Annotated in this window: 24 protein-coding genes and 1 tRNA gene; 4 read left to right on the top strand and 21 right to left on the bottom strand. The window is 43.2% G+C overall.

From position 1 onward, the window contains the following. Positions 1-2: 2 nt before the first annotated feature. The 6 genes from M1D84_RS03115 to M1D84_RS03090 form a co-directional block, all read right to left on the bottom strand. Complete coding sequence (locus M1D84_RS03115; RefSeq protein WP_458106481.1) at positions 3-1,133, bottom strand: glycosyltransferase family 1 protein; 1,131 nt, start codon at positions 1,131-1,133, stop codon at positions 3-5. Further along, a complete protein-coding gene (locus M1D84_RS03110; protein ID WP_044333944.1) occupies positions 1,126-1,965 on the bottom strand; it encodes a glycosyltransferase family 2 protein in 840 nt (279 codons plus the stop codon). The genes M1D84_RS03115 and M1D84_RS03110 overlap by 8 nt, the downstream gene beginning before the upstream one ends. Next, positions 1,958-3,106: a glycosyltransferase family 4 protein gene (locus tag M1D84_RS03105; protein ID WP_185853860.1), complete on the bottom strand. Its 1,149-nt coding sequence runs from the start codon at positions 3,104-3,106 to the stop codon at positions 1,958-1,960. Before M1D84_RS03105 ends, M1D84_RS03110 begins: the two co-directional genes overlap by 8 nt. Continuing rightward, a complete protein-coding gene (locus M1D84_RS03100) occupies positions 3,072-4,946 on the bottom strand; it encodes a polysaccharide biosynthesis protein (protein ID WP_149126268.1) in 1,875 nt (624 codons plus the stop codon). The genes M1D84_RS03105 and M1D84_RS03100 overlap by 35 nt, the downstream gene beginning before the upstream one ends. A gap of 164 nt (positions 4,947-5,110) precedes the next feature. Further along, the gene (locus M1D84_RS03095) at positions 5,111-5,794 is read right to left on the bottom strand and encodes a CpsD/CapB family tyrosine-protein kinase (RefSeq protein WP_024423527.1); all 684 of its coding nucleotides are present in this window, start codon (positions 5,792-5,794) and stop codon (positions 5,111-5,113) included. Then, the gene (locus M1D84_RS03090) at positions 5,784-6,515 is read right to left on the bottom strand and encodes a YveK family protein (RefSeq protein ID WP_024423528.1); all 732 of its coding nucleotides are present in this window, start codon (positions 6,513-6,515) and stop codon (positions 5,784-5,786) included. The genes M1D84_RS03095 and M1D84_RS03090 overlap by 11 nt, the downstream gene beginning before the upstream one ends. 257 nt (positions 6,516-6,772) lie before the next feature. Here M1D84_RS03090 and slrR point away from each other — a divergent pair, with 257 nt between their 5' ends. After that, the gene (gene slrR / locus M1D84_RS03085) at positions 6,773-7,243 is read left to right on the top strand and encodes an HTH-type transcriptional regulator SlrR (protein ID WP_024423529.1); all 471 of its coding nucleotides are present in this window, start codon (positions 6,773-6,775) and stop codon (positions 7,241-7,243) included. Between the two features lie 293 nt (positions 7,244-7,536). Here slrR and M1D84_RS03080 read toward each other — a convergent pair whose 3' ends face one another. The 4 genes from M1D84_RS03080 to M1D84_RS03065 all read right to left on the bottom strand — a co-directional run bounded on the left by M1D84_RS03080 (position 7,537) and on the right by M1D84_RS03065 (position 10,849). Then, positions 7,537-7,761: a phage holin gene (locus M1D84_RS03080; protein WP_024423530.1), complete on the bottom strand. Its 225-nt coding sequence runs from the start codon at positions 7,759-7,761 to the stop codon at positions 7,537-7,539. A 144-nt stretch (positions 7,762-7,905) separates the two neighbouring features. Beyond that, entirely contained in the window at positions 7,906-8,805 is a 900-nt protein-coding gene (locus M1D84_RS03075) for an iron-hydroxamate ABC transporter substrate-binding protein (protein WP_372713610.1), read from the bottom strand. Positions 8,806-8,822: 17 nt separating this feature from the next. Then, the gene (locus M1D84_RS03070; RefSeq protein WP_044333952.1) at positions 8,823-9,824 is read right to left on the bottom strand and encodes a FecCD family ABC transporter permease; all 1,002 of its coding nucleotides are present in this window, start codon (positions 9,822-9,824) and stop codon (positions 8,823-8,825) included. Then, positions 9,821-10,849, bottom strand: coding sequence for a FecCD family ABC transporter permease (locus M1D84_RS03065; RefSeq protein ID WP_025094018.1), 1,029 nt, complete (start codon positions 10,847-10,849; stop codon positions 9,821-9,823). The genes M1D84_RS03070 and M1D84_RS03065 overlap by 4 nt, the downstream gene beginning before the upstream one ends. Before the next feature lie 322 nt (positions 10,850-11,171). On the opposite strand from M1D84_RS03065, the gene M1D84_RS03060 reads away from it, so the two are divergent. Further along, on the top strand, positions 11,172-12,581 hold the full coding sequence (locus M1D84_RS03060) for a polysaccharide deacetylase family protein (RefSeq protein WP_034624494.1): 1,410 nt from the start codon (positions 11,172-11,174) through the stop codon (positions 12,579-12,581). Between the two features lie 216 nt (positions 12,582-12,797). On the opposite strand, the gene abc-f is transcribed toward M1D84_RS03060, so the two are convergent. The 9 genes from abc-f to M1D84_RS03015 form a co-directional block, all read right to left on the bottom strand. Continuing rightward, positions 12,798-14,357, bottom strand: a complete 1,560-nt coding sequence (abc-f, locus tag M1D84_RS03055) for a ribosomal protection-like ABC-F family protein (protein ID WP_458106460.1) — start codon at positions 14,355-14,357, stop codon at positions 12,798-12,800. A 332-nt stretch (positions 14,358-14,689) separates the two neighbouring features. After that, positions 14,690-15,460: an ABC transporter ATP-binding protein gene (locus M1D84_RS03050; protein ID WP_073207507.1), complete on the bottom strand. Its 771-nt coding sequence runs from the start codon at positions 15,458-15,460 to the stop codon at positions 14,690-14,692. Next, positions 15,454-16,272 carry an ABC transporter ATP-binding protein gene (locus M1D84_RS03045; RefSeq protein ID WP_103131645.1) on the bottom strand — a complete coding sequence of 273 codons (819 nt, stop codon included), beginning with the start codon at positions 16,270-16,272 and terminating at the stop codon, positions 15,454-15,456. Before M1D84_RS03045 ends, M1D84_RS03050 begins: the two co-directional genes overlap by 7 nt. Continuing rightward, positions 16,235-17,122, bottom strand: a complete 888-nt coding sequence (gene opp1C, locus M1D84_RS03040; RefSeq protein ID WP_458106459.1) for a nickel/cobalt ABC transporter permease — start codon at positions 17,120-17,122, stop codon at positions 16,235-16,237. The genes M1D84_RS03045 and opp1C overlap by 38 nt, the downstream gene beginning before the upstream one ends. A 5-nt stretch (positions 17,123-17,127) precedes the next feature. Then, positions 17,128-18,057, bottom strand: coding sequence for a nickel/cobalt ABC transporter permease (gene opp1B, locus M1D84_RS03035; RefSeq protein WP_044333963.1), 930 nt, complete (start codon positions 18,055-18,057; stop codon positions 17,128-17,130). Between the two features lie 15 nt (positions 18,058-18,072). Continuing rightward, entirely contained in the window at positions 18,073-19,716 is a 1,644-nt protein-coding gene (gene nikA, locus M1D84_RS03030; RefSeq protein WP_103131647.1) for a nickel ABC transporter substrate-binding protein, read from the bottom strand. A gap of 119 nt (positions 19,717-19,835) precedes the next feature. Further along, entirely contained in the window at positions 19,836-21,005 is a 1,170-nt protein-coding gene (locus M1D84_RS03025; RefSeq protein WP_070326049.1) for a macrolide family glycosyltransferase, read from the bottom strand. A 168-nt stretch (positions 21,006-21,173) separates the two neighbouring features. After that, positions 21,174-22,064 carry an ABC transporter substrate-binding protein gene (locus M1D84_RS03020; protein ID WP_332285197.1) on the bottom strand — a complete coding sequence of 297 codons (891 nt, stop codon included), beginning with the start codon at positions 22,062-22,064 and terminating at the stop codon, positions 21,174-21,176. 173 nt (positions 22,065-22,237) lie between these two features. Further along, positions 22,238-22,313, bottom strand: a tRNA-Arg gene (locus tag M1D84_RS03015). Positions 22,314-22,566: 253 nt separating this feature from the next. Here M1D84_RS03015 and clpP point away from each other — a divergent pair. Further along, positions 22,567-23,163 carry an ATP-dependent Clp endopeptidase proteolytic subunit ClpP gene (gene clpP, locus M1D84_RS03010; protein ID WP_024427684.1) on the top strand — a complete coding sequence of 199 codons (597 nt, stop codon included), beginning with the start codon at positions 22,567-22,569 and terminating at the stop codon, positions 23,161-23,163. A 60-nt stretch (positions 23,164-23,223) separates the two neighbouring features. On the opposite strand, the gene M1D84_RS03005 is transcribed toward clpP, so the two are convergent. Continuing rightward, positions 23,224-23,802, bottom strand: a complete 579-nt coding sequence (locus tag M1D84_RS03005; RefSeq protein ID WP_041107909.1) for an LOG family protein — start codon at positions 23,800-23,802, stop codon at positions 23,224-23,226. A gap of 137 nt (positions 23,803-23,939) precedes the next feature. On the opposite strand from M1D84_RS03005, the gene M1D84_RS03000 reads away from it, so the two are divergent. Beyond that, on the top strand, positions 23,940-24,281 hold the full coding sequence (locus M1D84_RS03000) for a MazG nucleotide pyrophosphohydrolase domain-containing protein (RefSeq protein WP_044333970.1): 342 nt from the start codon (positions 23,940-23,942) through the stop codon (positions 24,279-24,281). 26 nt (positions 24,282-24,307) lie between these two features. Here the strand turns inward: M1D84_RS03000 and M1D84_RS02995 are convergent, their stop codons facing one another. Continuing rightward, positions 24,308-25,930, bottom strand: coding sequence for a SulP family inorganic anion transporter (locus M1D84_RS02995; RefSeq protein ID WP_122631958.1), 1,623 nt, complete (start codon positions 25,928-25,930; stop codon positions 24,308-24,310). Positions 25,931-25,932: the final 2 nt, after the last annotated feature.

The following is a 25,932-nucleotide window of genomic DNA, read 5'->3' as shown; positions in this document are numbered from 1 at the left end:
CCTTACAGTCCATATAGATTCATCACACGTGTAATATTCTGTTTCACATCAAATCCCCTTTGTTCAAGCTGAGAGGTAATGATCTCTTGAAGAGGAGGTTCTGCATGATATGCTTCAAGCACCGCCTTCATCCATTCATGCGCGGACTCTCGCAGGGACATCCTTTTCACAAGCCCGCAGCCTAAATCTACTTCCTCTGTAATATGATCTGAAATCACACAAGGAAGACCAGACGCCTGTGCTTCCACTAATACAAGTGGAAGACCTTCAAACAAGGAAGGCATCACAAATACATCAAATGCTTTCATATACTGTGGAACGTCTGATACGACGCCTGTAAAGACAATGTCCTCCATCAAGCCTGCCTTCTCTGCATACGATTCGACTACTTGCTTCAGCGGTCCATCTCCTACGAGGACAAGCTGAAATGAAACCCCTTGCTTCTTTAAGGTCTGTGCCAGCTCTATAAAAAAAACATGATTTTTTTGCTCATGGAACCGCCCAATATGACCAATGACCATGTTTTTTCCGCAAAGATGAAACTGCTTTTTCATCTCTGCCTTTTCGTCTGGATCAGGCTGAAAAAAAAGGGATAAATCAATCCCATTTGGCAGCACCTCAACTTGCCCGTTCTGCATTTTTTTCTGTCCAAATAAAAAGACACCGGCATCCTCGCCGCATGCAACAAGCTGTGTAGAGAATGCAAAGATCAGCTGGCGAAATCCTTTGAGCATCATATGATCCAGCCAGTTTGGCGACTGCTTCCACGCTGTATTATGTGAATGGCAAATGCGCACCTTTACACCCGCTAGTTTGGCAGCAAGTGCGGAAAAACCCGTCTGAAAATCCGTATGTGCATGCACTGCCTGATAGGGCCCTGTTTGCCTAATTGTCTTGGTCAATGTTTTCACAAAAGCAACCGGAGAGGACGCCCCAATACTTGGGACGTAAAAGATTCGTCCCCCAAGCCGGCGAATTTCCTCATCATAATCACAGACGTCCTGCCGGTGAGTAATGAAATCAAATTGAAGGACATTTCTGTTGAGTGCACGATAGATGTTCATAATCATCGTTTCAGCTCCGCCGCGGTTCATTCCGCCCACAATATGAAGCACGCGCTTCGGCTCACTCATCTTGAACCGCCCTCCCCTTCAGCATAGACGCCGCCAGCTTCCGGCGATGATAAAGCTTCATGATCTTCGGTGACAAGCAGGCACGGACCACCGGCTTTAGAGCAAATAAATAGTCAAGCGGCGACAGCTTTAATAGCCAGCATGCTTTCAAAACGAGCCAGGCATTATCCATCGAATATCGAAACTTTCGCCGCTGAAAGGCCGCTTCATCCTCTCTCACCAGATATAACGGCTCTTGTAAATTAAAACCTTTCCTCCCAGTAGCAAAAAAGCGGATCCAAAGATCGATATCTTCCATCCGCCTTGTTGTTTTTACAGAACGATAGCCTTGTAAAGCCTTGTAAGCAGAAGCCCTCATCATAATGGTCCCATGACAAAAAGGAGTCCCTCTTGCCAACACCTTCCGATCAGGCTCTGAAACAAGTGCCCGCACACCCTTTGTTCCCGTTTCATCAAAAACCGTCATTGCCGTACCGACCACATCATATTCAGGATATGTATCGAGGAAATGAACCTGTTTTTCTAAACGAACAGGCACTGATAGATCGTCGCCATCCTGCCTTGCAATCAACTCTCCCCTCGCTTCAGCCAGGCAGCGATTGAGACTGGCAGCGAGTCTTTGATTTTGTTGATTACGGATCAGGCGAATTCTTTCAGGATGTCGTTTTGTATAAGACAGCACTTTCTCATAAGTGCCATCTGTTGATGCGTCATCACATATGATGAGCTCCCAGTTTTCATATGTTTGATGAAGAATAGATTCAATGCTTTCTTCTACTGTCTCTTGGCAATTGTAGACGCCCATGATCATAGACACCTTTGGTTTATGCATGCTGTATCACCTTCTCTGCTTGATCCATATAGATTGTATAAATTTCTTCCATTGCACTGACCGTCTGCTCCTGTGCAAATGCATGAGCCATAGAGCGTCCCGCTTTTCCCATGAGGGGCAGCTGATCTTTTTTGTCGTAGAGCTGCTGCAAGTAATCAGCTAAACTATTCACATCTTGCGGTTTAACTAAAAAACCATTGACGCCATGTTTGACAAGCTCACAATGTCCTCTATTCTCCGTTGCAACCACAGGTTTTTCTGCCGACATCGCTTCAAGCAGGTTCATGCCGAGCCCTTCTCTCAAGCTGGTGGAAACACATACATCGCTCATATGCATCCATTCCTCCATTTGTTTGCAAAATCCAGCAAAGTGGACATGATTTTCAAGATGGAGCTGGCGTGTAAGCTTTTCATAGTTCGGCCTCATTGTCCCTTCCCCAGCAAACACGATCTTTATATTTGGTATTTTCCTAGACAGCTGTGCACATGCTTTGATGAGCATCCCTTGATTTTTATTCGTATTTAATTCACCAGCACACAGCACGATAAAATCTTCCGAGGAAAAGCCATAGGCTGCGCGAAGGCTCTGCTTCTCTTTTTCATCGACAGGTGCGAACCGCTTCATATCCACACCCATACCGGGCACATAATAAACAGATGTCCGCTCTTTTGATAGACGGTCGGCTCTTTTAAAATCTTCTCCATTAATGGTGATCAGAGCGTCTGTATAGCGGGCGAGAAATCTCTCTATTGGATAATAGAGCAGCCAGTTTTGAAGCGGCGCCCCCTGCCAAAAGTGAAAGCCATGTGCCGTGTAAAGAACCTTCGTTCCTTTTTTGCGCGTACCTTTGGCTGCGAGCCTGCCAATGACACTTCCCATTGGTGTGTGGCAATGGATGAAATCATAGTGCTCTTTCGCTAACAGCTTCTTCAGTTCTACATACGCAAGCCGGTTGCGTACATGAAAAGGAGAGCGCTGAATCGGAATTGAGTGAGCTTGATTCACATAGGGCAGCTTCAGCTGGCCGTTTGCCGCTGTATGCACTTCCCATCCTTGTTCCTGAAACCACCGGAAATACGGAAGATGAAAGGCCTTAAAGTGATAATCAACCGTTGCGCAAAACAAGACTTTTTTCTTCATTGGCAAGCGCTTCCTCCTCTCGTGTCATCTGATCGGACAACATATCATGCGACTCAATGGCAGCAAATAATGCTTGTCTCATCTGCTCTTCACTCATCATGTCAAATTCATGGATAAAACGGTTCAGCACATATGGGTCACCATCCAGCGCATGGCCGATGTGAATTTTCGGGAAGATTTGCTCCTGTGCTTTTTCATGCTGGTTGAGTAATTCCTCGTACATTTTCTCTCCAGGACGAATGCCTGTGAAAGTGATTGGAATCTGGTCTGTGGTGTAGCCTGAGAGGTGAATGAGGTTTTCTGCGAGGTCCACGATTTTCACTGGCTCCCCCATATCTAAAACAAAAATCTGTCTTCCTTCTGCCAGTGCACCTGCCTGAATCACAAGCCTTGATGCTTCTGGGATGGTCATAAAATATCTTGTCATGGCTGGGTGTGTGACCGTCACCGGCCCGCCTTGCTCGATTTGTTTCTTAAAAATAGGGATGACGCTCCCTCTGCTTCCGAGCACATTTCCAAATCGTACAGCGACAAATTTTGTTTCGCTGCTTGCCCCCATTTGCATGATCAGCATTTCAGCAAACCGCTTTGTGGCTCCCATCACATTGGCAGGGTTGACCGCTTTGTCAGATGAGATGAGGACGAATGTTTCAATGCCGTGCTCGTGTGCGGCTTCTGCGACATTTTTTGTCCCGATAATATTGTTTTTCACAGCTTCTTTCGGACTGATCTCCATGAGCGGGACATGCTTATGTGCCGCAGCATGATAAATCATATCCGGCTGAAATTGACCAACGATTTCACTCATTTTCTGTTTATCTTGAATATCCGCAATTTGTGGATAGAGTCTGATGCTGCCTCCATATAATTCTTTCAGCTCTAGTAAAATAGAATGAATGCTAAATTCTCCATGTCCCACAAGTACAATCGCTTGAGGAGCAAACACACAAATTTGACGGCAGATTTCTGATCCAATTGATCCGCCTGCCCCTGTGACCATGATTGTTTTTCCCTTTAAATGAGCAGATAGACGGCTCGTATCTAATTGAATTGGTTCTCTCCCTAGTAAATCCTCTGGCTGTACATCCCGTAATTGATTCAGTGCATGGGTTCCTTTTAAAATCTGCTCCATTTCCGGCATGATCTGTGTTTTGACTCCGGTCGCGACACATTCCTTATACAGCCCTTTTAAGGTGTGGCTGCTTTTGGACGGAATGGCGATGATGATCTTCTGAATATCCATCATCACGACAGCTGTTTGAATTTGTTCTTTTCCTCCTATAACAGGCAGACCCATAATTTCAAGCCGATGTTTCGTCTTGTCATCATCGATGAAGGCGACTGGCTCAATATGTACATCACTCGATTGCTGAAGCTGACGAACGAGCATGGTTCCCGCTGATCCGGCACCAATAATTAATGCCCGCTCTTTTTCTGCCTGAAGCCGTTTGGCCCCGTCATGAAATAACCTGGAAGCCATACGAGAGGCACCGATGAATAAGATATGAAAAAGCCACACGATGAATAAAAACCGAAATGGCCATGTCTGCACGAAAAGGTACAGCATCGTCATCGAAAATAAAAAAGAACACACAAAGGTCTTCATTAAAGAAAATAACTCTCTTACTCCTGTATAAGCCCATACTTGCTTGTACACATGAAACATGCAGGCAAATATATGGTGCCCAATGAGCAGACTGAGTGAAGAAATGGCGAGCATTTCAAATGTATAAACGGTTAAAGCCGCCTCTTGGACAAATTGAAAACCAAAAAAGACGGAAACTAAGATGAGATATGAATCTAGTGCTACGATGATTGATAATCTTTGGGCGTAAGTCAACGCTCCTCCCCCTTTTTAAAGCATCACTATTCTTACGTAACATGGGCATCAAACCCGTCCTCACATCCCACTACTGATGACGAGCATCTAAGGCACGGTTATGCCCACAGCAGGATCGAGTGCCTCCATTGTTAAAGATTAGGAGACATCACCTATCAATCTTTTTAATACATATACAGCCTTCCCTTTTTCTCTTTCTTGCCATTTAGCATAGCTCCAAGCAGTTTACTTGTTGTTCCTTCTAATACTTCTTTTGATTTCTTCACAGCAGCAATCTTTGTTTTGCCGCTTAAGACAACGAGAATGCTCCCATCCGTCCGGTTCGCCAAGATCTTTGCATCTGCAACTGGCAGAAGCGGCGTGGAATCAACAATCACCATGTCATATTGCTGTTCAATCTCATAAAATAACTGCTTCATTACAGAAGAGGAGAGCAGCTCAGCTGGATTCGGCGGAATGGTTCCGCTCGGAAGCAGCTCTAAATGCTCAATCGGTGTCGGTAAAATGGCTTCTTCCAAGCTGCAATTATTTAATAGCACATTCGTCAAACCGGTATGATGACTCAAGTCAAAATATTCATGGACGGCCGGCTTTCGCAAATCAGCATCCATGAGCAGCACCCGCTTGTTCTGCTGTGCAAAAACAGCTGCTAAGTTTGCAGCCGTAAATGATTTCCCTTCCTTCGGTAAGGAGGAGGTCACTAATATCGATTTCAGCCTTGTTTGGATCGATGTGAATTCGATGTTTGTTCGGATCGTACGGAATTGTTCCGCAATGACAGAGTGAGGATTTAATACAGAAATACAGGATAAATCTCTCTTTTCTCTTTTCTTCCTCTTAAAGATCAATGTTCTGTCCTCCCGTTATGACGGACTGCTTGTCTTTTTTGGCCCTCCTGTCTGCCTGCATCTGATAGACACTGCCAAGCGACGGCAATCCGATCTCTTCTCTTATTTGATGTGTTCGTTTTACAGTATCATCGAGTAAATTCATTAAGAAAATGAGTGTCATGCCCCCTAATAAAGAGGCGCCTAGTGCCAGAACGATATGAACGAACTTCCTTGAATTCATCAGAATCGTGTTGGACAGCTTGGCTTCAGACAAAACATTAATGCGATCCATATTCATTGTTTTTTTGATTTCTTCTTGCAGCACCTCTGTTGCGGTATTCGCAATGGCGACTGCCTTCGCGCGATCCTCATCTTGTACAGAAATATTGATGACCTCAGACTCATTTTCTGTACTTGTGGCAATTTTGTGTTTTAGTCCTTCTGCTGATTCTGTGAGATGGAGTGTTTCTTTTACTTTTTCAATGACGATTGGGCTTTTTAATAAAACTTGAAAGGTACGTGTATATTGAAGGTTCATCTGAATATCGTTTAAATCTGCTTGTGCGTCATTGCTGCGTTTATGAACAAGAATTTGAGTGGTTGCCTGATATACAGGAGTCGAGACATAGAACTGATAATAGGCTGAAATGCCCGTTACGATCAGGACAATCAGGATCAGAAGGGCCATTTTCTCTTTAATGACAGAAAACAGCTGCTTAAAACCTATATTCTCATTCATAGATACCTCCCGATTTCATCATAAAAAGGTTATATATGGTTTCTTTTTGTTAATGATTGGATTATAAAAGATAATACCCGCAAAGAAAAATGTCATAATAGGTCTTATAGTTCTTTTTAAAGAACGAAATCGTTCGTTTTCTTTTGTTTACTTCCTGATTCTTACGTTTTTGAATTTTATAAAGAACAATTTATTTCTTATAATGAACGAAAAGGTCGCAGAACTATTCGCCGGTGAGAAGGGAGATCATTGATCGAATGATAGGCAAGGTGATACGCATTTACCGAAAGAGAAAAGGATACTCGATTCAGCAACTGGCTGAGGATGCTCATGTCTCTAAGTCATATTTGAGCAAAATTGAGCGTGGTGTCCACAGAAATCCATCTGTCCAGTTCTTAAAAAAGGTATCTTCTTCACTAGAGATTGATTTACAAGAGCTGTTTGATGCAGAGACGATGATGTTTCATTACGCTGAGGGTGGTGAACACGAATGGCGGGAGCATATCGTAAGTGCCGTCCAATCAGGCATGCCTAAAGAAGAGCTCTATCAGCTGCTCCAAACGTACCGAAAGGAGCAGGAAGAAAAGTCGTTACATGTCACCCATAGAAAGCTGACCGATTCAAATATCACAGAGTGGAAGCGTCTAATGAGTGAAGCAAAGGCAATTGGCTTAAGCATTGAGGAAGTAAAAGCTTTCCTCAACAACATGGGAGAACGCCGGGCGTAAGCCTTTCAGGAAGAATGATTGCGGGGAGAGGCGTTTGACGCTTCGATGAAAAAGAGCCTTTGATTCATGAAAGGCTCTTTCAGACTGTTGACAAAGGGCTAAAATAATTTTTATTTTAGCCCTTTGTCTTCTTTTCAGCGTGATAGAAAACCTTTGCAGCCCTAGGAAGGGCGAGTACCGGAGCGGAGCGAATTGAAACATTCGTGAGCACCGGAGCGCAGACCTGCGGGCGAATGCGAGGGTTTGTCTACACGCTGAAAGAGCCTTTGATTCATGAAAGGCTCTTTTTTCTGTTATTCTTCTTTTTTTGTTCGTGCTTTTTTCGTTATATCATTGTTTTTCCAATAGGCCCATAGTGATGTAATTCCCAGAAAGGCCAGTGTGATGAATTGTTGAACGCCTTCTTCATCAATAGGAATTGGGCTTTTTCCCGCAGCAGTTAGCGCACTATTAACAAGCGCCAGTAAAAGCAGCACAAGCCTTGCAATCGTACCTGCACTAATTTTTTGAACCTCCAACTGTAACCCCTCCCTTTCCTCTTCTCACGGGCGGTATTGCTCGTTCTCTCTCATATGTATGCATCAGCCGAATGAATAGAAGAACGAATCAAAAAAAGAGACATCATTCCTATATGCGGAATGATGCCTGATTTCATTTGCTATTTATTTAGAAAACATCTCTTTTGCTTCATCCAATGCCATTTTATTGCCTAGAGCTGAGTAATCGAGCCACGGCTGATCGGCAATCGGATAGACTTGGTTTTTCTTCACTGCTTTTAGACCTTTCCAAATCGGAGTCTTTTCTAATTGCTTGAATGCCTGCTGCGCTTTATCATCACGGTTGACAACGACAAAGATCGCATCAGCATCATAATCAGGAAGAACCTCTTGAGAAATCACTTCAAACGGGCGCTTGCTGTCCAGCTTTTTCACACCATCGACAGGTGTCAGGCCTAAATCCTCGTATAAAATAGGACCCATTGGGCGCTTCATGCTAAATACGCGAAGCTCCTTTGCTGTCACACGGATCGCCATGACTTTTCCGTTTCCAATCTTTTTCTTGATGAGCGATTTGACCTCTTTTGCTTCTTGATTGTAATTCTTAATATATTGATCCGCTTCTTTTTCTTTATTGACGTGTTTGGCGATTTTTTTCAAATGATCCCGCCATGTGCCATCATTTAAATTAAACACTTCTGTTTTGGCGATCTTCTTATATTTCGATAAGTCTTGTCCGGCTAATTCTTCATCAACATAAATGACATCTGGCTTTAACGCAAGCAGTGATTCCATATCTGGATCAGCTGCAATGCCGAGCTTTTTCGTCTGACTCAGCTGCTTTTTCGCATGTGGAAGGAAATCTTTTAAGTCTCCTCCTACAACAGAGCCCGCCGGTTTGATCCCGAGTGCTAACAAGTCATTTGTTAAATGAATAGACAAGGAAGCAATCTTTGGTGTGCCATTGGTCTTTTCATTTGTTGTATTCTTTGTTTCCTGTTGTCCACAAGCGGCAAGCAGCAAGAAACAGAGCGTTAATCCAAATACTAGTAGTTTTTTCATGATGAGTTCCTCTTTCATATTTATTTCGTTTTAGTTAATAAATAGAGAAAATACGGGGCACCGATAAAGGCCACGACCACACCCGCCGGTATGGCATTTGGAGCAAAGATGGAACGTCCGATTGTATCGGCACTGACTAAAATCAACAAGCCAAGCAGCGCACTAACTGGTAAAAAATACTGATGCAGTGAACCGACAAGCCTCCTGGCCAAATGCGGGGCGACGAGGCCAATAAAGCCAATACCGCCTGTCATTGAAACACTTGCACTAGCGAGGCCTACCGCTAAGGTCAAGAGGAGAAGACGTTTACGCTGGACACGTACACCTACACTTGAGGCGACAGCATCTCCTAATGTCAATGCATTGAGCGTGTTTGTCTGCATCAGCGTAAGCGGCACAAGGCATACAATCCAAGGCAGAAGCGCCAGCACATGAATCCAGTCTCTCCCCCATACATTGCCCACAAGCCACCTTGAAGCAAACGTGTATGTATCTTCATCCAGCTTCAATGACAAATATAAGGTGAGTGCACTAAATCCCGCAGCAACCGCAATGCCAACTAAGATCAGCCGGATAGGAACAAGCCCTTCATGCCGGTCATATGCAAGAAGCACGATGACAGCTGCCGCAAGCAGTCCGCCGCCAAACGTAAAGAGCGGAATAAGAAGAGACGGATTGCCTTCAAGTGCGTGAAAATATGTCACAAACACAATTAAGCCAAAGGCTGCCCCTGCATTCAATCCAATAATCCCAGGATCGGCCAGCGGGTTACGGGATAAGCTCTGCAAAATGCCGCCAGCAATGCCAAGACCAATACCAGCTAACATCGTCACCACAATTCGAGGCAGACGATAGTCAAACAGCACCGTTTCACTTTGGAAATCTCCAAAGCCAAATAACGTCTTGATGACCATGACAGGGCTTAGTTTCAGCGTACCGGTATTTAAACTATACAGCACAACAGCCGCACTCAGGCAAAGCAAAACGAGTGTCACGACAAGAGCACGCTGTTTCTCTCTCATGACAGGTTCCTCCCTTCTTTTCTGGCAATGTATAAGAAGAAAGGAACACCAACAAGTGCCACCATCACGCCAATGGCAAGTTCTCTTGGCGGATTGACTGTACGGCTGGCAAGGTCTGCAAAGACAAGCAGCATTGCGCCTAGTATCGCTGACATCGGAATGACGAAACGATAGTCTACACCAACAAGCTTTCGTGCAATATGAGGAATGACAAGACCGACAAACCCAATCGATCCGACTGCTGAAACAGAAACCCCTGCTAATAACACAGCAGCAGTCATTCCTAGTATTCGCACTTGCCGTGTTTTCACCCCTAAATTTGCCGCTGTATCTTCACCGAGCGATAGTAAGGAAAGTGACCGACCTAATAGCATTGCCCATACGATCACAATTAGAATAACCGGAGCGAGAATCGTCAGCTGCGGCCATTTCACACCAGCTACCCCGCCTGCATACCAAAAAGCCAGATCCTGACTCAGGTCAAAATAAATCGCAATCCCAGAGCTGAGCGCATGAAGCAATGCGGCTACAACCGCTCCTGCTACAGTGAGGCGCAGCGGTGTCAATACGCCGCCAGCCGCCCCAATCGCAAAGATCAGCAGCGTACTGAGCACAGCACCAATAAAGGAAAAAAACATCAATGCCGAATAAGGTATTCCTGGAAAAAAAGCAAAACAGAGAGCGACCACAAACATCGCACCTCCATTAATGCCCAAAATCCCCGCATCTGCCAGTGGATTTCTTGTGATGCCCTGCATAAGAGCACCCGCTACGGCAAACGCCGCTCCCACTAGAGCTGCCCCTAAAACACGAGGGAGTCTTAATTCATGGATGATCTGCTGCTCTGTAACATTTGACTGGTAGTCAAATACAGCTGTCCACACCGTTTGCAGAGACAATGTTTTTGCACCGTATGACACAGCAAAAAACATGGCAGCCGCTAAACCAATAACGGCGAGAAAAAATATCAAAAAGAACAGAATATGTGATGATCGTTTTTGTTGAGGTGTTCGCTTATCCTGCAAAATCGGTGTCATCCTTTTCTTCATTAAAAGTCAGTTTGAAAATGAGAATCATAATCAACAAAATTATAGCCGCCAGCCTCTAAAAAATCAATGTACACCCTATTTTTTAATTAATGAAGGTATGTGCAGGGCAGAGAGGGGAGATTTCTTTTTGCCGCTCAGAACGGCCTATCATTTTTTCTCATAGTTTAATAGGAAAATAGTTGACATTTCGCATGAATATCCCCTAAAATTACAAAAGTAAGTCAAATGTTATAAAAATATTACAAACAGATGTCAAACTAATAAAGAATGACCCGTCATGAGAGGAGATTTGAAAGTTGTGTCAGTAAAGGGAAAATGGAGTATCGTCCTATTTGCGCTTGCAGTCGTCATTGGAGCAGTTGCTTTCTTTCAAAATCAACAAGCAAGCGGTACAGAGAAGAAAAATGTAAAGCAGGATACGAACTATAAAAACGTAGAAATTGTCACTCTCGTAAATGACGGGAAATTTATGAGATATGCAGTCAACTATCCTCTTTTTCATCAAAAAGAGCTAGATGACAAGATTCAAAGCTATGCCAATTCGGCATTAGAGCATTTCAAAAAAACATTCAGTGAAGCAAAGGATATCGATGAACATAAACGCTATGAACTGAATATTGATTATGAAATGGTGCATTATGCAAAGCAGTCTGCTGCCATTCGTTTTACGACCTATACGTATACTGGCCAGCAAAATGGAACCACCAATCATCTCACGATTAACTTTGATTTTCAGAAAAAAACCTTTCTTGACACAAAAGATCTATTTCTGCCTAAAACCAATTATTTAAAGAAATTATCCTATATTACATATACGGAACTTCGAAAGGATAAAACCTTATCTAAGGATCAGCCTCTCCTTCAGAAAGGAACAGCCCCTGATGCTCAAAACTTCAGTCAATTTGCCTTGAAAGACAAATATGTAGAATTTTATTTCCCTGCATCTCAAGTAGCCGCAGAGGATCTTGGTCCGCAAACACTCGCGATCAAAAAGACATTGCTGAAGGACATATTAAAGCCAGAATATATGGATAAACTGAAAAATAAAAATGAAATGAAAGAACCGAATCCAAAAAGAAAAGCCGTCAAGCTGCCGCAAAAATCAAAGCTTGACCCGAATAAAAAAGCCATCGCACTCACATTTGATGATGGACCGAATCCAGCGACAACCTCAAAAATTTTAGATGCGCTGAAGGCAAATAAAGGACATGCTACCTTTTTCGTATTAGGCAGCAGGGTGCAATATTACCCTGGAATGCTTGCCGATATTTTAAAAGGCGGGAATGAGATCGGAAACCATTCCTACAATCACCCTTTATTAACAAGACTGCCTTTAGATGAAGCGGTGAAACAAGTGAAAGACACCCAGCAGCTGATTGAGAAAGCTAGCGGATATACACCTACGCACTTTAGACCGCCATATGGCGGTACAAATCAAGATATCAATCATGCAATTGGGATGAAGGTCACTTTGTGGGATGTTGATCCTGAGGATTGGAAAATCCGCAACAGCCAGCAAATCACAAACCGCGTTCTCTCACATGCAGCCGATGGCAGAACAGTGTTAATGCACGATATTTATGAAAGCTCAGCCCAAGCTGCCGTAAAGATCATCCATGAACTCACCAAACAAGGCTACCAGCTCGTCACAGTGAGTGAACTTGAACAATTAAAAAAAGAACGACATGAACAAACCCCTGTAGAGTAAACAGGGGTTTTAGATTGTTGACAAAGGGCTAAAATGATCTTTATTTTAGCTCTTTGTCTTCTTTTCAGCGTGATAGAAAACCTTTGAAGTCTAGGAAGGACGAGTACCGGAGCGGAGCGAATTGAGCATTCGTGAGCACCGGCACGCAGGACTGACACCGAATGCGAGGGTTTGTCTACACGCTGAAACCCCTGTAGAGTAAACAGGGGTTTTCTTTTATGACTCCAAAGACTTTTTTTGTTTCAATAATGCTTGAAATGTCTCTTCAAGCTCTTGCGACGGCTCAATACTTAAACGGCTGAGCACTTCAGACAGCTGCATATCAATTAACAGAAGCTCCTCTTCTCTATTTGTCACAGCTGGTTTTTCTTCCTTTTGTTTATAGGCTTCATATGTGCCTTCAAAAGCTTCAATACGTTCCTCGTGAATATGGAAAATACGAGTGGCAACCTCTTCAATCAGCCTGCGATCGTGGGAAACAAACACAACGGTACCTGGGTAATCCTTCAATAGACCTTCAAGTGCTTCAACTGCCGCTAGATCTAAAAAGTTCGTCGGTTCATCCAGCATGAGAACATTGGCATCACTGACGAGCAAGGACGCAAGCATCGTCTTCACCCGTTCTCCCCCGCTTAATACCTCAACAGGCTTGTGCACATCATCCCCTCTAAATCCTAGTCTCGCCAAAACCGTTCGAACCACTGTTTCATCTTGAACTGCCTCTTTCAGCGCATTTTGTAAAATCGATTCATCTACCTTCAATCCTGACAGATCCTGACGAAAATAGGCTAGCTTGACAGCCTCTGAACGAGTAACTCCGGGATGTCCATTCACTAACATACGGAGAAATGTCGTTTTTCCGCTCCCGTTCTTTCCGATAATGGCAACCTTGTCTCCGCCCCTCACTTCCACATTCGCCTGCCTCCAAAGCACTTTATCGCCCGCCTTGCCATCTACATTTTCCACTCTCAAAATGGTACGGCTTGCAGTTTCCTTCATCGTATGCTGAGTCATGTGAATGGGCTGAATGTCCTTTACCTTCTCAACCTTTTCTAATTTCTCCATCCTTGTTTCAATGGATTTGGCTGTTTTTTGCAGTTTTTTTTGCTTATTTGCATAGTAGGGCTTTGCAATTTTAGGTCCTGAGGATTTCACCTTTTGGGAGGGCTTTGTCGCTTTGTCCGCCTTTTTCTTTTTCTTTTCCAGTGCATGCTCTAACTGTTTTTTCTTTTGTGTATAGGCTTCATACGCTTCCACCTGCTGACGATGTGCCAGCTCTTTTTGCTGTGCAAAATGTGTGTAGTTGCCTTTGTAATGATGAAGCTTCCCATGATCCAGCTCCCAAATCTCCGTACATATTGCATCTAAAAAAGCACGATCATGTGAAACAACAATGAGAGCTCCTTGATAATGACGCAGCTTATCTTCCAGCCACTCAATATGCTCCGTATCCAAATGAGTGGTCGGTTCATCTGCTAATAAAAGGGCAGACGGCCGGCTTAATGCTCTTTCAATATAAGCCTGGGTCATTTCACCGCCACTCTGTCTGCCGTCTCCTTGTTTCAATTGAGGAAGCAGCGTACAGACCGCTGTGGCGGCAACCGTGCCGCTGTCTGGTGTTTCCTGTCCTGCCAGCACATGCAATAAAGTCGTTTTTCCGCTGCCATTTGTCCCTACAAGACCAATGCGATCACCTTGATGGATGGCGAGTTCCTCAATATCAAATAACAAGCGATCTTTTCGAAATACCTTTAACTGATTGGCTTTTAATAACATCCAATCCTCTCCTTTCATATCAGGAGACATGAAAAAGCCTCCCATTCTCAGAATAGGGGGCAAAATGGTGTACAAAAATAAGCGGATTGATCCAGTATGGTGTGCCGTTCATATTTGAACACACACATTCCACGTATCAATCACTTCATTTTTTGATTCCCAAGCTGTACCATCCTATTCCGAAGCTAAAAAATGAAAACGCAGCAAACATGGCAAACTGATCGTTTGCTCACTGCCTTCGTTCGTTCATTTTGCTTACAGGTCATAGGATTAGTACTTCATTGCATTGGGTCACCCTTCCGTCGTTTGTTACGTATACGATAAAAGATTGGTTATTTTTTGTCAAGCTGAAATGGCATAAGTGAGTCGATTAATTGGAGTGTAAATGGATGGGACACTTCAAACAGTTCGTCCTTTTTGCATTCTTCCACTAGGCTTCCTTCATGTAAAAATAGAAGGCGGTCACATAGATACACCGCTGCTTCTACATCATGAGTAATGAGAAGCATGGTCATGTCTAGCTCTTGTTTTAATGTCTCAAGCAGCTCCAATATTTGTACTTGAACAGAGACATCCAGTGAGCTCAAGACTTCATCTAGTATAAGAATGGCTGGATGCGTTGATATAGCTCGTGCGATGCACACTCGCTGGAGCTGACCACCGCTTAGCTGATGAGCATATTGATTCAGCACAGACGAGGGCAGCCTGACTTGCTCAAGTAATGACAAAACCTTCTGATCCATATTCTGATTCTGCTTTAACAAACGCATCGGTTCTGCTATGATCTCTTTCACCGTAAAGGAGGGATGAACAGAAGATAGATAATCTTGAAAGACAACACTCATTTTCCCCCGATTCACCCTCCGCCATTTGTCAGCTGTCATACCATCAATCTGTACCTCGCCTCCATCTATTTTTTCTAAACCGAGCAGGATACGTGCCAATGTACTTTTGCCACTGCCGCTCTCACCGACTAATCCGGCACATTGTCCTTTTTCGATTTGAAACGAAACATTTGATATGCGGTCTTTTGGTTTCTTTTGTTTTGAAAAAAGACCTTTCTTCTCACCGTGTTTGACTAGATCGATAGCTGTGATCAACATAGAAACGCCTCCACTCTCTTCTGCTGCCGCAGTGCTTCAGTAGGGGCAGATAATCGAAGCCTCGTCTCAAGTAAATGCTTTGTTTGGGGATGCCCCGGTGATGTGAACACTTCCTTGGCTGACCCATGCTCAAGCATTACTCCTTGGTGCATAACCATCAATTCATCAGCAATTTCCTGAACGATGCCTAGATCATGCGTTATGACGATTAAGGTAACACCCGTTTCTTCCTTTAGACTGTGTAATTGTCTGATGACTTCACGCCGATTAAAGGCATCAAGTGATGCAGTTGGCTCGTCTGCAATGATCATGTCTGGAGAAAGCATCATCGTGATGCCAATCATCACACGCTGAAGCATTCCTCCAGACAGTTCATACGGATATTTTTTCATCAAATCATATGGATTTTTTAAATGGACACATGTAAGCCCAGCCATAGCATGTGCTTTCCCTTCTTTCCCTCGTAAGCCCAAATGCTGCTGAAATGTTTCCACCATTTGATGACCTATCGTTTCGATAGGGTTGAATGCATTCATGACATCCTGTGAGATGAAACCTATTCGTTTACCCCGCCATTGATGCGCTTCTTGATTTGTTAATGTTTTGCCGTCAAAAATGATCGTTCCTTCCACTTCTAGCGAAGGGGCGACAAGATCAATTAACGCTTTGGCGACAGTTGATTTTCCACTGCCACTTTCTCCAATGACGGCTAAACAGCGTTGTCGATGTAAAGAAAATGTGATATTCGTCACTATATTCTTTTGCTGCTGTGGATCATGTACGGACAGATTTTTTACGTCGATTAAAGGCAAATGGTCTCACCCCTTTCTTTCTGGTATGATGCATGGCAGGATTCGCGGCATGCTGAAGGCTGTCTCCTAAAAAGCTCAATGCCATGACCACAAACAAGATGGCAAGTCCAGGCGCAAGCATATGGGCTGGATGTGTCACCATGACATTCTTCGCCTCATTGAGCATCATGCCCCATTCTGGTGTAGGTGCACTCACACCTAATCCAAGAAAAGACAGTGCTGATATATTTAAGATTACCCAGCCCGCATCAAGTGTCGCAAAAACAGCAATTTCTCCTGAGATGCGAGGAAATAGATGTCTCCTCAATATGTAAAAGGGTTTGCCGCCAGTCACCTTTGCAAATTGAACAGAAGGTTCATTCGCATATTGAAGGACAGACGAACGAATCATTCTTGTATACCAGGCCCATTTCGCTAGGACATTGGCCAAAATAATATTGAATAGTCCAGGTCCGAGTATTCCCACAACCGCAAGAATCATCACCTCTGCTGGAAAGGACAGCATGACATCACACAGCCTCATCAAAACCCCATCCACCTTTCCTCGAAAGAAGCCTGCCATGAGTCCAAGTGCGCTGCCAATGAGCATCGTGATACACATCGTCAGCATAGCTGCAAGCATTGTTGTCCGAATGCCATATAAAAGCCTCGATAATACACATCTCCCTAGATGATCCGTTCCGAGTGGGTAAGTAAGACTGATACCGGCATATTTTTGAAGAATGTTCGTATTTGTTGGGTCATGTGGTGCTAACATTGGAGCAAACAGTCCAGCTAATGCGACAAGCGCTAACAGCCAGATTAAAAGAATCGCCATACGGTCTTTTCTTAATTGATGCCACCCTATCATTGTTGTCATACCTCCTTTCGCAATTGCGGATTCATGGTCATTTGCATCATATCAGCGATGAGATTGCACATAACAAACAGGAACCCCATCACAAACAAATAGGCTTGAATAATAGGGAAGTCAGCATGGAAAATAGCAGTTACACACAACCGGCCAACCCCTGGCCAAGCAAAAAGGTTCTCAATAATGACAGTTCCCGCAATGAGCTTTGGAATAGACATGCCAAGTGCTGTTACCGCTAATTGCAGGGCATGCCTCATGATTTTCAGTTGAACGGTTCGTTCTTTTAAACCACGTGCTCTTGCATAAAAAACAAAGGGCTCGTGCTGAAATTTTAGAATTTGATTACGTATGAGTCTCACATAAGTCGATAAGTAGCCAAATGATAATGTGACAGCTGGAAGAAGAATCGATTTGAACCCTTCCATTCCACTCGTATTAACCCAATTGAATTTGACAGAAAAAAGCCAAATCAACAAAATCCCCAGCCAAAAACTAGGCATTGAAGCGGCGATAAACACAAAGGCTCTCAATAAACGGTCCACCCAAGTGTGAGCAGCATATGCACAGATCACCCCGAACAATAAACTGAGCACTATGATAAAAAAGAGCGCTGCTCCTGCAAGCTGCAATGTCGCAGGCAGCGCCTCCATGATAAGATCAAAAACGGGCTCCTGAGTGACATAGCTCCTGCCAAAATCACCTGTTAATCCATTTTTAAGCCATGTGGCATAGCGGATGAAAAATGGCTGGTCTAAGCCTAACTCCTGCCGCATCGATTCAATCATTTCTTCTGTTGGAGTGACTTGATTCACCCGCAAAGCGACCTCTGCTGGATCACTTGCCCGCATCGTCAGCAGTACAAAAGCAAAGAAGGTGATAAAGATCATAAGCGGAAAAAGCATCAGTATTCGTTTTAAGAGATAGCGAGTCATGTCTCTGCCTCCGTTTTATGACGCAAAATACATACGGTCAAATGGGATTTCATACTGAGACACATGAAAACCTACGCCTTTCAGGCGCTTATTATAAACAGCCTTTGTCACAGAATAAGAGATTGGGAGGTAAACATTTTCATCATGGATATACGTCAATATTTCTTGATACATTTGTTTCCGCTTTTGCTCATCTGGTTCTACTAATACTTCCGTAATCGTCTCGTCCAGCCACTTTTTCTTTTTCAATCCTAATTGAGCTTGATAATCAGCATGGGATGCTACACGGAATGAAGAGACATAAGTTTGTGGATCATAAGGAAGCCCCCAAGACAGCGAGTACATCAGATCGAACTTTCCTGTTTTTTGGCGATCTAAGAATGCCTGTTTTTCTTCTCCTCTAATATCCAGCTTGATCCCCACCTGCTTGAAATCTTGTTGAATCGATTCACTGATCGTTCTTTCCCCTGCATTATCGGAATTATAGTAAATAGCCACACTCAGCAGTTTGCCATTTTGATAGCGATACCCGTCTTCTTTCATCCTCCAGCCTGCCTCATCCAATATTGCCTCTGCTTTCTTCTTTTGATAAGTTTTCTTTTTCAGTGGAATATCTGCGTAAGGGACAGAAGGAGCAAGCAATGTGTGTGCCACCTTTTCCGTTCCATTTAAAATGCCTTCAGTGATCATGTCCTTTTGAATGGCGTATTGAAAAGCTTCTCTTATTTTCGGATCTTTTGTGATTGGCTGGTTTGAATTAATCACAATCGATCTTGAACCAACAGGAGGGCTAACGGTGACACCATATTGCCCTGCTTCTTTTAAAGCCTGGAATGAGTCTCCATCAATCATGTCACCATCTGCTCCAAATAAAAGATCAATCTCTCCTTTTTGAAGCGCAAGTAAGATGGTTTGGTGATCCGGCATGACTTTCCATTTCACAGTTGAAATTTTCGGCTTTTGCCCCCAATAGTGGTCATTCATTTCAAAAATGGCATATTGATTTTTCTTATGTTCCTTTAGCACATAAGGACCTGTACCTGCATAGCTTTTAACTCCTTTTGCAGTCGTTCCATCAATGAAGCTTTTTGGAGAAATAAAACGGAAGGGGCGTGTTAAGCCCAGCTCTTCTAACGTAGGATAATAAGGCTCTTTCAACGTGAGAACAAATGTATCGTCATCTACCGCCTTTGTGGATTTGATTTCAGATACGAGATTAAGCCAAGCGTTCTTTTCAATATTTTTGACGACAGCATCAATATTCAATTTCACTGCCTTTGCATTAAAAGGCTCACCATCTGAAAAAGTCACACCTTTTCGAAGATGAAAGGTATAGGTCCTTCCATCCTTTGATATGTCCCAGCTTTTCGCTAAGGCAGGCTGAACGCCCTTCTCTGTATTGACGACAAGCGATTCAAACACCATATTTTGAGCAGCCATCTCTCCGCCGTATAGATGGGGATTAATGTCCCTGATATCTTTTGTACTTGCATACACGAGCTCATCTTCTTCTCTATCATTCATGCTGGAAGATGCTTTGTTTCCAGAGCATGAGGCCAATAAAAAACAAGCCATCACTGAAAACAGCATCAAAGTGTATGTCACATAGGGATGCTTTTTCTCATATTTCTTCTTTATGTAAACAGGTTGATCACTCATATGTACTTCCTCCAATTCAACATTATCGTAATCATTACGATTTTTAATCGAAATGATTACGAATTGAATATTAGCATACAGAAATGGGAAATACAACGTCTTTTCATAAAAAAACAGACTCATGATTGAGTCTGTTTCGCTTGTATAAATTGGTCAATCACCTTTAATGCTTTTTCTGTTCCACCTGCTGCTTGGAAGCTTTCTTCAATTTTCTCAATCCCCGCACGGTACGTGTCACTGCCTAAAACCTTCTCAACAGTTTCTCTTAGCTGCTTTGGTGTCAGCTGATCTTTATCAAGTGTACAGGCAGCAGATAATTCGGTCAGTCTTTGTGCCACCATCGGCTGATCTTTGTCGACTGGAATGACGACCATCGGAACGTGGTAATGAATTCCTTCATTGACACTATTCATCCCGCCGTGCGTTATAAACACATCTGTCAGTTCGAGCACTTCAAGCTGCGGCACATAAGGCTCGATCAGAAAATGAGCAGGCGCCTCTTTTAAGAGAGAACGATCTACTTTTTCACCTGTTGCGATAATCACTTTTCCGTCAAAGTCTTCGAAAGCATCTATACACATATTAAAAAATGCTTCTGTATCCCCAAGAACGGTGCCCATGGAAATAAAAACGACTTTTTCTTGCTCAAGTGCTTCCAGCGGGAAATCATGCTGGTCGGCTCTTTTTAGAAAGCTCGGTCCAATGAAAACAAACGAATCGTTTAATGAATCAACAGACGGCTGGAAATATTCACTTGTATAGACGATATTCAGTTCTCCACGATTTTTCATAAATTGCATCAAACGCGTTGGCTGAACGCCAAAACGCTCTTGTATTTTTTCTAACAGATGATCGGCTTTCTCATCCTTTCTGTATAGCGGTGTATCAAAATGCGCCTCTTGCAGCACAAAAGATGGGTTGGACCCAATGCTCGGAATGTGCAAGTAATCTCGAACAAGCTCCCCTGCCCCAAACATATCAAAGTAAACCAAATCAAATGAATGCTTCTCGGAAAGTGTTTCCACCACCTCTAAAATATCATAGGATGTTTGCAGCATGGCATGAAAGAACGGCTGCATAGAATCTAAATCTCCTTCTTCCACATGTAATGTCCGAATATAGTCTGGATGTATATGTACGTGAGCGCCTAAGCGTTTGATCCGTTCCTCATAATGTACAGTTGTGACCGCATGCACTTCATCGCCTCGATCCGCCCATGCTTTGATCATTCCTAACATAGGGTTCACATGTCCTTCAGCTGGAAACGTAATCAATAAAATCTTCGCCACAAGAAATCCCTCCTCATTGTCAATTCCCTTCCATGTTAATCATATACAGCAAGCCGGCTCAACAAATACGCCTGAGAAGGGAAGAAATGAGTCTTACGTCCAGTATTTCATGATGAAGCGGCATGAAAAAAGACAAAGTCTCCTAATGAGCACTTTGTCTTTTTCACATTATGATTTGAGCAGCATTTTTTTAAATGCAGCAGATTGTTTTTCAATGGAGATTGGATCTGCATAGATAAATTCCTTGATTGAGTAGTACAGGACATGTCCTTGCTTCACCGCTTGATTTTTCTTCCATACACCGCTTTTCGTAATATCAAGATTTGGCTCTTTTCCATCCTTTGTTGGTACAAGTAAATAGTCCCCTGTATACTCATTCATCTCTTCTAGTGAAATCCCGAGATAACCTTCCTTTGGAAGTGCCTTTTCTGCCTTTTCAGGCAAGCTGAATCCATAGCCTTGATAGATGACTTCCCCGCCGCGGCCAAAGTCTGTACCAAATAAGTACACTTGCTTTGGCTGGACATCCATAATGGAGAATGTCTTGTCATCACCAATTTTCGCTTTCACTTCTTCCCCGTCTTTCTTCAGCTTCTCATCCATTTCTCGTATTTGTTTTTTCGCTAACGCTTCTTTTCCAAGAATCTTTCCAATTTCAATATGCATTTCTTTGAAGCTGTGTTTACTTGTCGTAAACGTGATCGTTTTGGCAATCTTTTTATATTTTTCAATCTGTTCGGTTTGTGAATAAGCAATGATCAAATCAGGCTTCAGCTTTGCAATCGCCTCCACATTTTCGATCGGTACCCGCTTCACACCTGTTTCATCTAAAAATGATGATTTAGGATAAACATCCGTCATGCCAACAGGTGTCACACCTAACTTTTTAAAGTTCCCAAGCTGCGCTGTTAACACAACAATCCGCTTCGGTTTGGCAGGAATGGTGATCTTTTCACCCGTTTCCGTTGTATATGTACGCGTACTTGCTGCTTGCTCTTTATTCTCTTTCTGCCCGCATGCCACTAACAGCAGTGCCAGCAGACTGACCAGCCAGATCATTTTTTTCACTTACGAAACCACCTTTAATTGAGAATGATTATTAATTATAGCATAAATAACCATTCATAGATGAAAAGTTTTAAAAGTGAATCATACATATAGCGGAACGAAAAAACCCTCTCCAAAGGAGAGGGTTTCGTGAGACCATTGTCTATCGTAAGCAAGGTCAGATACGCGCTCGGAGGGATTCGAACCCCCGGCAGACGTGGTACCGGAAACCACCGCTCTATCCAACTGAGCTACGAGCGCACGATATGTTTTTTGAACGTCAGCATATCAAATTATAAGGGAAATGCTGCAAGAAAGCAATGATTAATCATTCGCCTTAATGATGTATTTTCTTACTTTGTATTCATACACTAATATGATGGTTTGAAGTAGAATGATTTTGGGGAAAATGGATAGGGGTATTTGAATTTAGGTCAGCGTTTTGTTTGACCTTTATTGACCAAAAATGTATCATTGAATTACATACTTACCTAAAAGGTGAAGGAGGAACATTATGAATTTAATACCTACAGTCATTGAGCAAACAAATCGTGGGGAAAGAGCTTACGACATTTATTCTCGTCTTTTAAAAGACCGTATTATCATGCTTGGTTCTGCGATCGATGACAATGTTGCCAACTCCATCGTGTCACAGCTGCTTTTCTTGGAAGCTGAAGATCCAGAAAAAGATATTTCTATCTACATTAACAGCCCTGGCGGTTCAATCACAGCTGGTATGGCCATTTACGATACGATGCAATTTATTAAACCAAAGGTATCAACTATTTGTATTGGTATGGCTGCATCTATGGGTGCGTTCCTGCTTGCTGCTGGAGAAAAAGGTAAGCGTTATGCTCTTCCAAACAGTGAAGTCATGATTCACCAACCACTCGGCGGTGCCCAAGGTCAAGCAACAGAAATTGAAATTGCGGCAAAACGAATCCTTTCTTTACGCGATAAACTGAACCAAGTACTTGCTGAACGTACTGGTCAGCCAATTGAAGTCATTGAGCGCGATACAGATCGTGACAACTTCAAAACAGCGGAAGAAGCACTTCAATACGGACTCATTGACAAAGTCTTGACCCGTAATACAGAAGACCAAAAATAATGACCACAACACAAACCGTCTGTTCCTTGAACAGACGGTTTTTTGTGATTGACATATACTTTAAGACAGCTCCGTCCATTTCTGCTGAAGAGACGGTGTTTGATAAGAAGCCATCTGCGTGATTAATTCCTCCGGTTCACTCGAAGCATGTAACAATTGAAGGTGTGATTCATTCGAAAAACCTTCCTGTACACTGAATTTCACCATGTCTATGAGTGGATTGAAGTAGTCATTTACTTGATACAATCCAATTGGCTTTTGATGGATGCCGATTTGTGCCCAGCACAGCACCTCAAATAATTCTTCATATGTACCAAAGCCGCCTGGCATCGCAATAAACCCATCGGCCAGCTCGCTCATTTTTGCTTTTCGTTCATGCATGCCTGTTACCTCAATTAGCTCTGTCAGCTCTTGATGCACGACTTCTCCTCTAAAAAGCCCCTTAGGCATGACCCCGATCACTTGCCCGCCATGTCTCATGACCTCATCGGCAATCGCGCCCATTAACCCAATACGCGATCCGCCGTAAACAAGACGAATGCCCTGCTTCGCCATATAAGCACCCAGCTCTACAGCCTTTTGTTTATAGACATCATTTACACCTGGATTCGAACCAGCAAACACACAAATCGTTTTCATCAAAACAGCTCCATCTCTCTCTATGATTTCTTCACCCACTCATTCTACTATAATGATTTGTAAAGAAACAGCCGTTTCTTCTATATATAGTGTAAAATCAAAAGAGTGAACACCATATAAGGAGCTGTATAGAGAGAATGCAAACAACTGAGATGGAGAAGTGGATCAAGTATTTTTATCAAACGAGAAATTGGACAGAATACGGACCGTTTATCCGGTTAGGCTTCTTAATGGAAGAAACGGGAGAACTCGCTCGCGCTGTTAGAGCAATAGAAATCGGACGAGACCGGCCTGATGAGCAGAGACAGGAATCATCTGAGCTGAAGAAAGAACTCATCGAAGAAATGGGAGATGTTTTAGCAAATCTCCTCATTTTAGCGGATCAATATGATGTCACAGTAGAAGAGATCTTCAGCGCTCATCAACAAAAACTCACAAAGCGTTTTTCTGGAGAAAAAGAGCCAGTAAAAAACACGTGACCAAGCTGTCACGTGTTTTTTACGCCTTAAAGATGCTGTGGTGAAATGTCATCCGTTCGTTCAAAGAAATGCTGTTTTCCGATATGATGGAATAGACCTGTTCGATGCAAAAGCTCCTTAGGCTGTGATTGAAGTCCAACGATCATCAGCTTTCCATTATGATGCTTTAACCGATTGGAGATATTCATGAGAACCGCTTCTGCCGATGTGTCCATATAATTGACTTTATTCATAAGCAGAATGAGCGTTTTCGGTTTTGTTTGAACATGATCCAATATCGAATTTTCTAATGAATCTGTTGTTCCGAAAAAGAGCGGCCCTTCAATGGAATACATACTGATCCCTTTCTCCTCTGTCTGTTTTTCTAAAGCAGCTGCTGTTTCCATTTGAGGAACGGCGACATTTGTATGGATATTGGTCGTCTGGCTCATTTTTTTGATAAAGGCGATAAATGCTAAAATGAGACCAGCAGTGACGCCAATAATCAAATCACCGATCACTGTGAGCAGGAAGGTCACGACCAGTACAAGCGAATCAGCATTTTTCACTTTCAAAATATTGATAAACTCTTTTCTCTCACTCATATTCCAAGCAACAAACATTAAAATCGGTGCCATTGCAGCAAGTGGAATCATCGACGCATACGGCGCAAATACCATTAAGATCAGCAAGACGACAACGCCATGCACCACACCAGAAATCGGACTTGCCCCGCCATTTTTTATGTTCGTTGCCGTTCGGGCAATAGCTCCCGTCGCTGGAATTCCTCCGAAAAGCGGTGCCGCCATATTGGCAATTCCTTGCCCCACAAGCTCTTTATTGCTGTCATGCTTAGAGCCTTTCATATTATCAGCGACCATTGCGGACAAAATCGATTCCACGCCGCCTAAAAGCGCAATGACAATTGCTGGAGGCAGGAGGTATATCATTTTTTCAATCGTCAATTCAGGAAAAGCGAAGGTTGGCAGCTGACGAGGGATTTCACCATATGCAGAGCCAATCGTTTCAACTTGTCCTTGAAAAAAGAGAACGGCTAGAAACGTAGAAGCCAATAAACCTAATAGAGCACCAGGTATTTTGGGAATGTATTTTTGTGCCGCCAAAATCACGATGAGCCCGATGACGGCTGTGACAATGGCGAGACTGTTTGTGGTACCAAGATGGACCACGATTTCTCTCATATTGAGGAAAAAGCTTTCATGTTTTTCAACACCCTTTAATCCGAGGAAGTTGGCAATCTGTCCTGAAAAAATAATGACAGCAATGCCAGCAGTAAAACCGATGATAACCGGACGAGGAATAAATTTCATGAGCTTTCCTAGTTTGAATATTCCGAATAATACAAGCATACAGCCTGCCATAAAACCGGCAATGAGCAAGTTTTCAATACCGTACTGGCTGACGATCCCGAATAAAATTGGAACAAACGCCCCGGTCGGCCCGCCGATCTGATACTTTGAACCACCAAACAATGAAATCAAAATGCCGGCAACGATGACTGTGTATAATCCATATTCTGGTCCGACACCAGATGCAATGGCAAATGCCATGCCTAAAGGAATTGCCACAACGCCCACGACAAGCCCAGCGATTAAATCGCGTCTAAACTTTGATGAATTGTACCCTTCAAATCTTCCATAAAAACGCATGG

The sequence above is a fragment of the Bacillus sp. PK5-006 genome (genome assembly GCF_054161415.1).
Note: the sequence above shows the minus strand (reverse complement) of the source record. Positions and strands in the feature narration are given on the sequence as shown.